The organism is Streptomyces sp. WAC 01529 (assembly GCF_003945545.1).
Lineage (GTDB): Bacteria > Actinomycetota > Actinomycetes > Streptomycetales > Streptomycetaceae > Streptomyces > Streptomyces anatolicus.
In genome coordinates, this window is the sequence record NZ_CP029617.1 from 7,297,930 (window position 1) to 7,311,020 (window position 13,091).

Below are 13,091 nucleotides of genomic sequence, written 5' to 3' on the forward strand. Positions count from 1 at the left end.
GATGACCGAGAAGACGACCACCTGGCAGATCTACTCGGGAAGCCGCGTCCCGCACGACGGCATCGACCGGCTCCCCGCACCACCCCCCTGGCGCACCTTCACGGGCGGCCCGCCCCTGCCCATCCCGCCCGGCGACTGCGGCAACCCGCACGCGGCCGCCAGCTACCGCCCCGGCGAGGACGCCGTGCGCCAGGTCAACGCCGCGCTCTATCTGCGCAGGCCGCTCCTGGTCACCGGCGCCCCCGGCACCGGCAAGTCGTCCCTCGCGTACGCGGTGGCGCACGAACTGGGCCTCGGCAAGGTCCTGCACTGGCCGATCACCAGCCGCGTCACCGTGCGCGACGGCCTGTACGAGTACGACCCCCTGACCCGCCTGTACGCCGCCGAACGGGCCCGCGACAAGAGCCGTCGCGCCCGGGACGAGAGCCGTCGCGCCCGGGACGAGAGCCGTCGCGCCCGGGACGAGACTCATCACCCCTCGGGCCAGGGCGGCGCCGAGCCCGCCGCGGGCGACGACGACATCGGCGACTACCTGCGCCTCGGCCCGCTCGGCACCGCGCTGCTGCCGTACGACCGCCCCCGCGTCCTGCTCGTCGACGAGATCGACAAGAGCGACATCGATCTGCCCAACGACCTCCTCACCATCTTCGAGAAGGGGTCGTACGAACTCGTCGAGCTGGCCCGCCGCGCGGCCCCCACCGCCAGGGTGATGACGGCCGACAGGACCACCGAACGCGTCGAGATCCGCGACGGCACGGTCACCTGCCGCGCCTTTCCGCTGGTCGTCATGACGAGCAACGGCGAACGCGAGTTCCCGCCCGCGTTCCTGCGGCGCTGCGTGACCGTGAACCTGAAGCAGCCCGCGAGCCGCGTGGAGCTGACCGCGATCGTCCGCGAACACCTCGGCCCGGTGATCGGCGAGCCGGACGGCACGCTCCCCGCGGGCGCCCGTAAAGTGATCGACCGCTTCTTCGAGCGGCGCAGCAGCGGGCTGCTCGCCAACGACCAGCTCCTGAACGCCGTCTACATGTGCCATCACGCGTCCTTCAGCGAAGAACCGGCGAGCGTAAGGGAGTTGGCGGATCAGGTAATGCCGTTCCTGAGCAGCGAGGTGACGCGCACCGATGACGATTGACCGGCTGCGGGACGCCCTGGAGGCGCTGGGGCCGCCGGTCACGCCGCTCGAACTGGCGGAGATGCTGTGGCTGGCGGAGCGGCTGCCGCCCGGCGAGGGCGCCGGGGCAGCGAGCAGTGCCGTCCGAGGTGATCCGGTCGACCTCGACGGGTTCGGGGCCATCGGCGGGGTGGGTGGCGTTCACCGGGCGGGCGCCCACGCGGACACCCTGGAGGCCGACCGACCGCCGGGCAGGGCCCCCGAATCGGACAGGGAGGGGAGCGGCAGCGGGCCCGGACGTGCGGACGGCGCCCCGCACCGCGCCGCCCTGCACGTCCCCCGCGGCGCCCCGCGCCCAGGCGGTGACGCCGACGAAGTCCTCGTCCCCGCCCCAAGGGCCCTGTGCCACGAACTCGCGATCCAGCGCGCCCTGCGCCCGCTCAAGCAGCGCGTCCCCGACCGGCACCGCCGCACCCTCGACGAGCGCGCCACGGCCGAGCGCGCCTCCCGCCACCCCGGCCTGCGCCCCTGGGCACCGGTCATGGTCCCCGCCGCCGACCGCCTCCTGAGCCTGGCGCTGGTCGCCGACACGGGCCCCGCGATGACGGTGTGGCGCCCCCTGGTCCGTGAGTTGCGGGACGCGATGCAGCGCACCGGCGCCTTCCGCGACGTACGCGTATGGCACCTCACCGATGACGGCCGGCGCACCGGCGTCCGGTCCTCGCCAGGTGGGCCCTTACGGGACCCGGCGGCCCTGGTCGACGCGACGGGCCGCCAGGTCACGCTGGTCCTCAGCGACTGCTCGGGCCCGCACTGGTGGGGCGGCCGAGCCGCGCCCGCCCTGCACCTGTGGGCGCGGCGCGGGCCCACGGCGATCGTGCAACCGCTCCCGGAACGCCTCTGGCGCCGCACCGCCGCCCCCGCCGTCCCGGGCAGGGCGATCGCGTCCCGCGCGGGCGCCCCCAACACCGTCCTGCGCTTCACCCCGCACGACGGCCGTGCCAGGTTCCCCCCGGCGGACCACGTCCCCGTGCCGGTCCTCGAACTGGCGCCGGAATGGCTGGCGGACTGGGCGGGCCTGGTGACCGCGTCGGGCGAGCACCGCCGGGACACGGCCGTCACCTACGTCAGCGCCGCCCCGCCCCCGCGCGTCCAACCCCTCGCCGCCGAGGGCGACTTGCCCCTCACCGAACGCATCCTGCGCTTCCAGGCGGCGGCCTCCCCGACGGCAGCGGACCTGGCCGCGCACGTCGCGCTCTCGGTGCCCGCCCTGCCGGTGATGCGGCTGATCCAGCAACGGGTCACGCCGGGTTCACACCTCAGCGACCTGGCCGAACTCCTGCTCAGCGGCCTCCTTGAGCCCGTCGACCCGGGGCGCGGCCTCTACGACTTCGTGCCGGGCGCGAGGAGTGCCCTTCTGGAGACCCTGCCCCGCCCCGAGTCGCTCGCGGTGGCCGATCTCCTCACCCGTATCGGCGAGGAGATCGAGGCGAGGGCAGGCTCGGCGACCCGCGCGTTCCGGGCGGTCGTCCAGGTGGCGCAGGGCGCGGGCAGCCTTGGGCTCGACCCGGCGGGACAGCCGTTCGCGCTGGTCAGCGAGGAGGCGCTGGGGCTGCTGCGGGGGCGGGCGATCCGGGTGGCGGAGCGGCCGGTGGAGGAGCGGCCGGTGGAGGAGGCCGGGGACGCGGGGGAGCCGGGGTCCTCCGTCGTTGTGGATGTGGAGGCGCCGCGCCTGGCGGTCGACGGGCTTGCCCCGCCGGAGTCGGTGCGGAGTGCGCCGGGGCTGACGAACATTCCCGAGCGGCCGCAGCTGTACTTCGTCGGCAGGGTGCGTGAAATCGGCCACCTCATGGGGGAACTGAGGTCCGCTCACGCGCCGCCCCGGCTCCCTCGGGGGGTGGTGGTCCATGGCCCGCCGGGAATCGGCAAGTCGGCTCTGGCCGCGGTGTGGGCGGCGGGAGTGGCCGCCTCCGGCAAGCGGACCCCGGTGTGGTGGGTCACGGCGGACTCGCCCGCGTCGATCGCCGAAAGCCTCGCGCTCCTCACGCGCGCCTTGCAGCCTGCCGGGGCACCCCTCTTGCCGGAGGAGAGTCGGGTCGAGTGGGCCCTGCGGTGGCTGAGGGCGCACGACAATTGGGCCCTGGTCTTCGACGACGCGCAGAACCCCGCCGACATCCAAGGTCTGCACCTCGGCGTCGGCGGATATGTACTGATCACCAGCAGGAACGCCTCCGGCTGGGGCAGCATCGCCCCACCGTTGGAACTTCGCGCCCCCGAACTCCCCGAAGCGGTTCGGATGTTGCAACGGCGGGCGGGCAGGGAACTGGTAGGGGCGGAGGCCCTGTGTGAGCAGCTCGACCGACTGCCGCTGGCCGTGGCGCGGGCGGGCGCGGACCTCGCGGACATCGAGATGTCCGTCGCCCAGTACCAACGCGGACTGGCACTGCGCCAGCTTGAGCAGCGGGCTCGTTACGCCAGCCACATGGAGACCGAGGACGCCGTCAAGGTACGTCTGCGCGCCGCCGCCACCGACCCGGGAGCACTACGGCTCATCCTGGCCCTCGCCTGGTACGGCCCGCAGCCCGTGCCCCTTGACCTGCTGCGTCCCCCTGGCGCCGAAGCGGACACGCCGAGTGCCCTGCGCTTCCTGGCGGACTGTTCGCTGATCGAGTTGACCACCGACACGGTCATCCTCCACCCGAACGTCGCCGAAGCCGCGCGCGAGCCGGACGACGGCCGGGGCGGCCGCGATGCGCGGCACATCGACGACGCCCGGCTCATGGCGGCTCGCTGGCTCAGGAGCGCGCTCCCGCAGAGGGCGGACGACCCGGTCGACTGGCCCCGCTGGCGGAAACTGCTCCCGCACATCGACGCCCTCCTCGAACACGCCCGGCCCGTCGACGACAACCGCCACTTCGTGGCGCTCCTGACACAGACGGCCCACTTCCTGGTGGAGCAGGGGGAGTCCGGCAAGGCCCTCACCTATCTGCGGCGCGCGCAGCGCGACCTCAACAGGCTGTCCGGCCAGGAGCCGCTGAAGACGCTGAAGGTGACTGCCCAACTGGCGCGGGTGTGCGCGACATGCGGCGCCACCAGCGAGGCGCTCCACCTCTACACCTCCGTGCTGGACGCCTTGGGCAGTGCGGGCAGGGACGTGTACGACCCCGAAGTGCTGGGGATGAGGGCGGAACGCGCGGAGGTCCACCAGCAGGCGGGGGACCCGCACCGGGCGGTACGGGAACTGGACGAGGTGTGCCTGCTCGCCGCCCGCGCCCTGGGCGACGATGACCCGCGGGCCTTGCGGATGCGCGCCCGCCTCGCCGCCGCCCGCGAGGCGGCGGGCGAGTGGGGGCGCGCCGTGGCCACGTACGAACAGACCCTGGCCGACTGCCGACGGGTATCGGGTGAGGACTCCCCGGACACCCTGGCCGTGCGGGCGGGCCTGGCCTCGGCGTGCCGGGCGGCCGGTGACCTGCCGCGGGCCACCGAGGTGATGGAGGGGGCGGTGCGGGGCTTTCGAGCGGAGTTCGGCGCGCACCACCCCCGAACGGTGATGGCCCTGGCCACCTTGGCCGGTCTGTATGCGGAAGGCGGCAGGACGGTACGGGCCGTCGAGGCGTACGAGGAGGCGCTGGGATACGGCATCTCGGCCCTCGGCGTGCGCCATCCGAAGATGCTCGCCGTGCGGCAGCTGCTCGCCGAGACACTGCTGCATGTCGGAGACACGGAACGCGCACTCCCCATGTTGGAGAAGGTGCTGTCCGACAGGGGCGCCGCGCATGGGGAGGACCATTCGGAAACGCTTCGCTCCGCCGATGTCCTCGCGGCGGCCTACGGGGTGGCAGGCGCCCGCGGCGAGCAACGGGCGCTGTACGAACGCACCTTGGCCGCCCGCCTCAGAGTGCTGGAGCCGAACGACCCCGAGACCCTGGAGTCGTACGACCGCCTCGCCGACGTCCTGGAAGCGGGTAATCCGGAGATCACCCTGCGCGTACGGGCCCACCACGGCCGGGTGCTGGTGCTGGGCGAGGACCACCCCGAGACGCTGGCCGCGCTCGACCGGCTGGCGGGCGCCCATCTGGAGGAGGAGAACACCGAACAGGGCATCGCGCTGTTCCGGGAGTCACTACGCCTGCGGCTCGCCACCGAGGGCCCCGTCCACCCCGACACCCTGCGCGTGCTCGGAACGCTGGCCCGGATCTACTTGAGCGAAGGCGATGTCTCACAGGCGCTCGCCGTATACGACCTCGCCATCGCGGGGACGGCCTCGACGGGGGAGGGGCGACGGGAAGCCATCATGTTGATGGAGCGGGCCCTGGCGCAGCTGAGGCCGGTCCTGGGACGCCGCCACCGTGAAGTACGGGCCCTGCAAGCGCAGTTGGCCCGCCTGCGCTGACCTCTGAGGGCCGGCGCAGGCGGGTCGACGTGCCGCGTCAGCGCCTCACACGTCGTTGAACGTCGCCGGGTCCGAGCCGAGACGCCGGTCCTCGTTCAGGGCGGAGATCGCCGCCATGTCCTCGGGGTCGAGCGCGAAGCCGAACACGTCGATGTTCTCCTTGATCCGCGACGGGGTCACGGACTTCGGGATGACGACATTTCCCAGCTGGATGTGCCAGCGCAGCACGACCTGCGCGGGCGTGCGCCCGTGCTTCCGCGCGATCGCGACGATCGCCGGAACCTCCAGAAGGCCCTTGCCCTGGCCGAGCGGCGACCACGCCTCGGTGGCGATGCCCTGCTCGGCGTGGAACTCCCGCGAGGCGCGCTGCTGGAGGTGCGGGTGCAGCTCGATCTGGTTGACGACCGGGATCACGGACGTCTCGGAGAGCAGCCGCTCCAGGTGCTCGGGCAGGAAGTTCGACACGCCGATGGACTTGGCGCGACCGTCGGCCTGGATCTTCTCGAAGGCCTTGTACGTGTCGACGTAAGTGTCCTTGGCGGGCATCGGCCAGTGGATCAGGTACAGGTCCACGTAGTCGAGACCCAGCTTCTTCAGCGAGGTGTCGAACGCGCGCAGCGTCGCGTCGTAACCCTGATCGCTGTTCCAGAGCTTCGTCGTGACGAACAGTTCCTCGCGGGCCACACCGGAGGCGGCGATGGCCTTGCCGGTGCCCTCTTCGTTGCCGTAGACCGCCGCCGTGTCGATGCTGCGGTACCCGGCCTCCAGGGCGGTCGTCACGGTCGCCTCCGCCTCGTCGTCCGGCACCTGCCAGACACCGAAGCCGAGCTGGGGCATCTCGACGCCGTTGTTCAGGATGATCGGGGGGACCTTGCTCACGAGCTCTCGATCCTTCAAGTCGTCGGGTGGTACGTCCATGGTCAACGATCGGGGGTCGCGCCGCATTCCTGAACGGAAGCAGGCATTCCAGACCGCCGAATGGCCGGATTTCGAAGCGACACGGAGGCCGGAACGGTCCGGACCATTGACGGTGTCCCGTCATGCCGCGACCCTATGACACGGCACTGAACGCGGGACACTCATGTGAACGCTACAAGCATCCCCACCGCTCCAGCACCCCCACCGCCACAAACACCCCCACCCCCACAAGCAAGCACCCCCACGGTCCAAGCATCCCCGCGTCCCGGTGGCTCGTCCTGAAACCCCCACCTCTTCAGGAAGGCAGCGTCATGCCCCTCCCTATGCCCATGCCCACCCTGCCCATGCCCGCCGTCGAGCACGAGCACTCCCCGGCGGCACGCGCCCCGCGCGAACCCGTCGCCGCACCCGCCGACTGGCAGACCCCCGCGTACGCCGTCGTCGACACCGCCCTGGAAGTCACCGCCTACCGCCTCGCCGACCGGTAGACCCGCCGCCATGCTGCTGCAGGTGCTCGGCACCGCGGCGGGCGGCGGGCTCCCCCAGTGGAACTGCGCGTGCCCCGGCTGTACCGGGGCACGTGCCCACCCGGCACGCCGCCGCCGGCACGCCGCGCTCGCCGTCCGCACGGGCGAGGACCGCTGGTACCTCGTCAACGCCACCCCCGACCTCGGCGACCAGATCGAGGCCACCCCGGCGCTGCACCCCGGCGCCCGCTCCGACGTCGGCTCCGACATACGGCACACCCCTCTCGCCGGTGTCGTCCTGACCGACGCCGAACTCGACCACACCCTCGGCCTGGCCCGGCTGCGCGAGGCCCGCGACGGCGTCGACGTCGTCGCGACCCCGCCCGTGCGCGACGCGGTGCGCGAAGGGCTGCGGCTCGACGCTCTCCTGGAGCCCTACACGGCCGTTCGCTGGCGTGAGCTTCCGGTCGACCGCGGGCCGTCCCCGGCCGTCGACCGCGGGTCGCCGCCGACCCTCGCCCCCGGGCCGTCCCCGACCGTCACCCCCGGCCTGCCGCTGGGCGAGGACGCCGCGGGGATTCACGTCGTCGCCGTCCCCGTCTCGGCCAAACGGCCGCGGTACGCCGCGGGGACCGGCCCCGACACGGACACCTGGTCGGTCGCGCTGCGCCTGACCGAACCCGCCACCGGCCGGACCGCGCTCTACGCCCCCGCCCTCGCCGTCTGGAGCGACGCCTTCGAGGCGGCCGCGCGCGCCGCCGACTGCGTCTTCGTCGACGGCACCTTCTGGGACGACGACGAACCGGTGCGCGCCGGCTTCACCACCCGTACCGCCACCGCGATGGGCCACCTCCCCATCACCGGCCCCACGGGCACGGCACACCGCCTGACCGGGCTTCCCGGCCGGTGTCTCTACACCCACCTCAACAACACCAACCCGCTCGGCGACCCGCACGCCGAGCAGCACAAGTCCCTCGCGGAGTGGGGCCTGGAAGCCGCCACCGACGGAATGGTGATCGAGCTGTGACGACCATGGCACCCGCGAAGGACGCGGACCCCTGGACCCCGGACGAACTGACCGAGCGGCTGCGCGCCGTGTCGGCCGAGCGCTACCACGACCGGCACCCCTTCAACGTACGCATGCACGAAGGCACCCTCACCCGCGGGGAGGTGCGCCGCTGGATCGCCAACCGGTTCCACTACCAGCGGCACATCCCCGTCAAGGACGCCCTGATCCTCGCGAAGTTCGACGACCCCGCGCTCCGCCGCGGCTGGCTGCGCAGGATCCGCGACCACGACGGGGAACAGGACCGCACGGGCGGCATCGAACGCTGGCTGAGTCTCGGCGAGGCCGCCGGGCTCCCGCGCGATCAACTCCTTGACGCCTCAAGGGTGTTGCCGGGTGTGCGGCTGGCCGTCGACGGCTACGTCAACTTCTGCCGGCTCAGCCCCGCCCTCGACGCCGTCGCCGCGTCCCTCACCGAACTGTCCGCGCCCGGTCTGATGCGCACCAGGATCGCCGCCTTCGAGAAGCACTACCCGTGGATCGACGCGGACGGCCTCGCCTACTTCCGCACCCGCGTCGGGCAGGGCGGTCGCGACGGGCAGGAGGCCCTCGGCCTCGTCCTGACATGGGCGCGCACCCGCCAGGAGCAGGAACGGGCCGTCGCCGCCCTCGCGTTCAAGTGCGACGTACTGTGGTCCCTGCTCGACGCCGTCGACCGCGGGGCCGGGGGCACGACATGAGCGCCCAGGACGCCGTACGTGACGCGGAGCCTTACGCGGTGCCCGATCGTCATGCGGCGCGTGATGCCGTACGAGACCCATGGCGCCCCGCGCTCACCCGCTCGGTGCTCCTCCGGCACGACCGGGTACGTGGCGTCGACCTGCTGGTGCTGCCCGAACGCGTCGTCGTCCTGCGGGGCGCCGCGGGCAGCATCGTGGCCCGGTGCGACGGCGAGCGCGAGGTCGCCGGAATCGTCGCGGAGCTGGCACGCCTGCACCCCGACGCGCCCGTCGCCGAGGAAGTACCCGTGTTCCTGGAGCGGTTGCGGGCCGAGGGGTGGCTGCGATGAACACCCCCGCCACCCTCCGGGCCGCCACCCCGGCACCCGACCCGCCCTGGGCCCTCCTCGCCGAACTCACCCACGGCTGCCCCCTGCGCTGCGCCTACTGCTCGAACCCCATGGAACTCACCGACAGGCGGGCGGAGTTGAGCGCCGATCAGTGGGCGGATGTGTTGCGCCAGGCCGCCGACCTCGGCGTCGTGCAGACCCATCTGTCCGGCGGGGAACCGCTGTTGCGCCGCGACCTCGCCGAGATCGTCGCCGCCGCCGACTCCGCGGGCATTCACACGCAGCTCGTGACCAGCGGCGTCGGCCTGCACCGCGAACGCTTGGCCAGGCTCGTCGACGCGGGACTGCGCAGCGTCCAGCTGTCCGTCCAGCACCCCGACCCGCGGGCCGCGGAGCGCATCGCGGGCGCCCGGGCGTTCACCGCGAAGGAACGGGCGGCGTCGCTGGTGCGGTCCGCCGGGCTGCCGCTCGGCCTCAACGCCGTACTGCACCGCGCGAACCTGGACGCACTCGACGACTTCGTGGAACTGGGCCTGAGCTGGGGCGCCGACCGCGTCGAGCTGGCCAACACCCAGTTCTACGGCTGGGCGCTGCGCAATCGCGAGGCCCTGCTGCCGGACCGCGCCCAGGTCGCCCGGGCCCGTGCACGCGTCGAACGGTGGCGCGAACGGCTGGCGGGCCGGATGGAGCTGGTATGGGTGGCGCCCGACTACGTGGACGGCGTCGCGAAACCCTGCATGGGCGGGTGGGGAGCGGTGTCGCTGACCGTCGCCCCCGACGGCACGGTGCTGCCCTGCCCGGCCGCCGCCGCCCTCCTCGGCCGGGACGCGCCGAACGTCCGGGACCACCGGCTGGACTGGATCTGGCGTCACTCGGACGCCTTCACCCGCTACCGCGGCGAGGCCTGGATGAGCGACACCTGCCGCGGCTGCGAGCTGCGCACCGCCGACTTCGGGGGCTGCCGCTGCCAGGCGTACGCCCTCACCGGGGACGCGGCGCGCACGGACCCCGCCTGCCACCGCTCACCCGACCACGGGCTGGTCCGCGCCCTCGTCGACGGTGCGGCCGCCCGTACGAAGGAGGGCGAGCCGCCCGCGTACGCCTACCGCACCCACGCGCCGTAACCGCACCCCCGCCACCACTCGGCAGAGACACAGAGACACAGAGACACAGAGACACCGAGACACAGAGACGGAGAACCGGCATGGCAAGAACTCTCATAGCCCTCGCCACCGCGGGAGCTGTCACCGCCGCCTCACTGGCCCTCGCCGGTGAGCCGGGCGAACCCGGTGGAAGGGGTGAACCCGGTGAGCCCACCACCGTGTCCACCGGGTGGACCATCCCGTGGGGCACCTCGTGGCTGCCCGACGGCTCGGCCGCCCTGGTCACCGAGCGCGACGACTTCCGGGTGTGGCGGGTCTCGAAGGACGGCAAGGACAAGCAGCGCCTCGGCACCGTCCCGGAGTCCCAGACCACCGGGGGCGAGGGCGGCCTGATGGGGATCGCCGTCGACCCGGACTGGGCCACCAACCACCACGTGTACGTCATGCACACCTCCACCGAGGGCAACCGCATCGCTCGCATGACGTACGACGGCACGACCCTGTCCGGCTACAAGCCGCTGCTCAAGGGGATCAAGAAGAACAAGTACCACAACGGCGGACGCCTGGCGTTCGGCCCCGACGGCTACCTCTACGCCACCACCGGCGACGCCCAGGACAAGGCCCTCGCGCAGGACAGGAACTCCCTCAGCGGCAAGATCCTGCGGCTGACGAAGGACGGCAGGCCCGCACCCGGCAACCCCTTCGGCAACCACGTCTACAGCATGGGGCACCGCAACCCGCAGGGCATCGCCTTCGACGCCCGAGGCAGGCTGTGGGAGGCCGAGTTCGGGGAGAACAAGAAGGACGAGCTGAACCTCATCAAGCCGGGCGGGAACTACGGCTGGCCCACCTGTGAGGGCACCTGTGACGTCGCGGGCATGACCAACCCCAAGAAGACCTGGGCTGTCGCCGAGGCCTCCCCGAGCGGAATCGCGGTCGTCGACAGCGCGGTCTACCTGGCGGCGCTCAGGGGCAAGCGCCTGTGGCGCGTACCGATCAACGCCGACAACGAGAACGTCGGCACCGCGAAGGCCTACTACGTGGGCGCGTACGGGCGTCTGCGCTCGGTCACCGCCGTCCCCGGCGCCGACGCACTGTGGCTCTCCACCACCAACGCCGACGGCAACGGGGGCCAACCCGACGGCTCCGACAAGATCTTCCGCGTACCGATCGGCTGACCTGGGCGCCCGGCCGGCCGTGTCAGGACCGGTAGAGCGCCTCGACCTCGGTCGAGTAGGCCTGCTCGATCGCCTTCCGCTTGAGCTTCAGGGAGGGCGTCAGCAAGCCGTGCTCCTCGCTGAACTGATGCGCCAGTATCCGGAACGTACGAATGGACTCGGCCTGCGAGACAAGGGTGTTCGCGGCGACGACGGCCCGCCGCACCTCCGTCTCCAGGTCCGGGTCCCGCACCAGCTCACCGGGCGGGAGCATCGGCTTGCGCCGCATGGTCAGCCAGTGCTCCACCGCCTCCGCGTCCAGCGTGACGAGCGCCGCGATGTAGGGGCGGTCGTTGCCGACGACGACGCACTGCGCGACCAGCGGATGGTCGCGCACCCGCTCCTCCAGCTGGGCGGGCGAGACGCTCTTGCCGCCGGAGGTCACCAGGATCTCCTTCTTGCGCCCGGTGATCGTCAGATAGCCGTCCTCGTCGAGCGAGCCCAGATCGCCGGTGGCGAGCCACCCGTCGCGCAGCGTCGCTTCGGTGGCCCCCGGGTTGTTGAGGTACCCCTGGAAGATGTTGCCGCCGCGCAGCCAGACCTCACCGTCCTCCGCGATGTGCACCGTCGTGCCCGGAATCGGCTGGCCCACCGTGCCGTAGCGGGTGCGCTCGGGCGGGTTGGCGGTCGCGGCCGCCGTCGACTCCGTCAGCCCGTACCCCTCGTAGACCGTCACGCCCGCGCCCGCGAAGAACAGGCCGAGCCGCCGGTCCATGCCCGAACCGCCCGACATCGCGTGCCGCACCCGGCCGCCCATCACCTCGCGCACCTTGGAGTACACGAGCTTGTCGAAGAGCTGGTGCTGCATGCGCAGCCCCGCCGAAGGACCCGGCCCCAGACCGAAGGCCTTGGCCTCCATCGCGTCCGCGTACCGCACCGCGCACTCGACGGCCTTGTCGAACGCGCCCGCCTTGCCGTCCTTCTCCGCCTTGCGCCGCGCCGCGTTGAAGACCTTCTCGAAGATGTACGGCACGGCCAGGATGAACGACGGCCGGAACGCCGCCAGGTCGGGCAGCAGCGCCGCCGCGTTCAGGTTCGGCTGGTGCCCCATCTTGACCCGGCCGCGCACCGCCGCGACCTGCACCATGCGGCCGAAGACGTGCGCGAGCGGCAGGAAGAGCAGCGTGGTGGCCTCGTCGCCGCGCTTGGCGCGGAAGACCGGCTCCCAGCGCTCGACCATCACATCCGCCTCGAACATGAAGTTCGCGTGGGAGATCAGACAACCCTTGGGCTTGCCCGTCGTGCCGGACGTGTAGATGATCGTCGCGATCGACTCGGGGGTGACCGCGCGGCGGTGACGGTGCACCACCTCGTCGTCGATGTCCAGGCCCGCGTCGGTCAGTTCGCCCACCGCGTCGGCATCCAGCTGCCACAGCCTGCGCAGCTGCGGCAGCCGGTCGATGACCGAACCGATCGTCATCGCGTGGTCCTCGTGCTCGACCATCGCGGCGCTGACCTGCGCGTCGTGCAGCATCCAGACGACCTGCTCGGCCGAGGACGTCGGATATACCGGCACCACCTGGGCGCCGATGGACCACAGCGCGAAGTCGAAGAGCGTCCACTCATAGCGCGTACGGGACATGATGGCCACGCGGTCGCCGAACCGTACGCCCTGCGCGATCAGCCCCTTCGCCAGGGCGAGCACCTCGTCGCGGAAGGCGGCCGAGGTGACGTCATGCCACCGTCCGTCCGTCTTGCGGCCGAGGGCGATGCGCGTCGGGTCCTCGATGGCATGGTCGAAAACGGCGTCGGCAAGGCCGCCCACCAGTGGCGCCGATGCCATCGGAGGGTTCGAGAACTC

General features: G+C 72.3%; 10 protein-coding genes. 8 read left to right on the forward strand and 2 right to left on the reverse strand.

Annotated elements, in window-relative coordinates; all coding sequences use genetic code 11:
• Position 1: 1 nt before the first annotated feature.
• Entirely contained in the window at positions 2–1,135 is a 1,134-nt protein-coding gene (locus DMA15_RS32420) for a MoxR family ATPase (RefSeq protein ID WP_125516245.1), read from the forward strand.
• Positions 1,125–5,510, forward strand: coding sequence for an SAV_2336 N-terminal domain-related protein (locus DMA15_RS32425; RefSeq protein WP_125516246.1), 4,386 nt, complete (start codon positions 1,125–1,127; stop codon positions 5,508–5,510). Before DMA15_RS32420 ends, DMA15_RS32425 begins: the two co-directional genes overlap by 11 nt.
• A gap of 45 nt (positions 5,511–5,555) precedes the next feature.
• Here DMA15_RS32425 and DMA15_RS32430 read toward each other — a convergent pair whose 3' ends face one another.
• The gene (locus DMA15_RS32430) at positions 5,556–6,428 is read right to left on the reverse strand and encodes an aldo/keto reductase (RefSeq protein ID WP_125516247.1); all 873 of its coding nucleotides are present in this window, start codon (positions 6,426–6,428) and stop codon (positions 5,556–5,558) included.
• Positions 6,429–6,757: 329 nt separating this feature from the next.
• Between DMA15_RS32430 and pqqA the strand changes: the two genes are divergently transcribed.
• The 6 genes from pqqA to DMA15_RS32460 all read left to right on the forward strand — a co-directional run bounded on the left by pqqA (position 6,758) and on the right by DMA15_RS32460 (position 11,251).
• Positions 6,758–6,916, forward strand: coding sequence for a pyrroloquinoline quinone precursor peptide PqqA (gene pqqA / locus DMA15_RS37750; RefSeq protein WP_125516248.1), 159 nt, complete (start codon positions 6,758–6,760; stop codon positions 6,914–6,916).
• Between the two features lie 10 nt (positions 6,917–6,926).
• Positions 6,927–7,922, forward strand: a complete 996-nt coding sequence (locus DMA15_RS32440) for an MBL fold metallo-hydrolase (RefSeq protein ID WP_125516249.1) — start codon at positions 6,927–6,929, stop codon at positions 7,920–7,922.
• Positions 7,923–7,927: 5 nt separating this feature from the next.
• Entirely contained in the window at positions 7,928–8,641 is a 714-nt protein-coding gene (gene pqqC, locus DMA15_RS32445) for a pyrroloquinoline-quinone synthase PqqC (RefSeq protein WP_125518150.1), read from the forward strand.
• Entirely contained in the window at positions 8,638–8,970 is a 333-nt protein-coding gene (gene pqqD / locus DMA15_RS32450; RefSeq protein ID WP_125516250.1) for a pyrroloquinoline quinone biosynthesis peptide chaperone PqqD, read from the forward strand. Before pqqC ends, pqqD begins: the two co-directional genes overlap by 4 nt.
• On the forward strand, positions 8,967–10,094 hold the full coding sequence (pqqE, locus tag DMA15_RS32455; RefSeq protein WP_125516251.1) for a pyrroloquinoline quinone biosynthesis protein PqqE: 1,128 nt from the start codon (positions 8,967–8,969) through the stop codon (positions 10,092–10,094). Before pqqD ends, pqqE begins: the two co-directional genes overlap by 4 nt.
• Positions 10,095–10,174: 80 nt before the next feature.
• The gene (locus tag DMA15_RS32460; protein WP_125516252.1) at positions 10,175–11,251 is read left to right on the forward strand and encodes a PQQ-dependent sugar dehydrogenase; all 1,077 of its coding nucleotides are present in this window, start codon (positions 10,175–10,177) and stop codon (positions 11,249–11,251) included.
• A 22-nt stretch (positions 11,252–11,273) separates the two neighbouring features.
• Here DMA15_RS32460 and DMA15_RS32465 read toward each other — a convergent pair whose 3' ends face one another.
• On the reverse strand, positions 11,274–13,073 hold the full coding sequence (locus tag DMA15_RS32465; RefSeq protein ID WP_164551872.1) for an AMP-dependent synthetase/ligase: 1,800 nt from the start codon (positions 13,071–13,073) through the stop codon (positions 11,274–11,276).
• Positions 13,074–13,091 lie beyond the last annotated feature (18 nt).

Excerpts from the sequence above, each read along its gene's own strand:
- DMA15_RS32420 (WP_125516245.1), top strand. The coding sequence starts at position 2 with ATGACCGAGAAGACGACCACCTGGCAGATCTACTCGGGAAGCCGCGTC.
- DMA15_RS32425 (WP_125516246.1), top strand. The coding sequence starts at position 1,125 with ATGACGATTGACCGGCTGCGGGACGCCCTGGAGGCGCTGGGGCCGCCG.
- DMA15_RS32430 (WP_125516247.1), bottom strand. The coding sequence starts at position 6,428 with ATGGACGTACCACCCGACGACTTGAAGGATCGAGAGCTCGTGAGCAAG.
- pqqA (WP_125516248.1), top strand. The coding sequence starts at position 6,758 with ATGCCCACCCTGCCCATGCCCGCCGTCGAGCACGAGCACTCCCCGGCG.
- DMA15_RS32440 (WP_125516249.1), top strand. The coding sequence starts at position 6,927 with ATGCTGCTGCAGGTGCTCGGCACCGCGGCGGGCGGCGGGCTCCCCCAG.
- pqqC (WP_125518150.1), top strand. The coding sequence starts at position 7,928 with ATGGCACCCGCGAAGGACGCGGACCCCTGGACCCCGGACGAACTGACC.
- pqqD (WP_125516250.1), top strand. The coding sequence starts at position 8,638 with ATGAGCGCCCAGGACGCCGTACGTGACGCGGAGCCTTACGCGGTGCCC.
- pqqE (WP_125516251.1), top strand. The coding sequence starts at position 8,967 with ATGAACACCCCCGCCACCCTCCGGGCCGCCACCCCGGCACCCGACCCG.
- DMA15_RS32460 (WP_125516252.1), top strand. The coding sequence starts at position 10,175 with ATGGCAAGAACTCTCATAGCCCTCGCCACCGCGGGAGCTGTCACCGCC.
- DMA15_RS32465 (WP_164551872.1), bottom strand. The coding sequence starts at position 13,073 with ATGGCATCGGCGCCACTGGTGGGCGGCCTTGCCGACGCCGTTTTCGAC.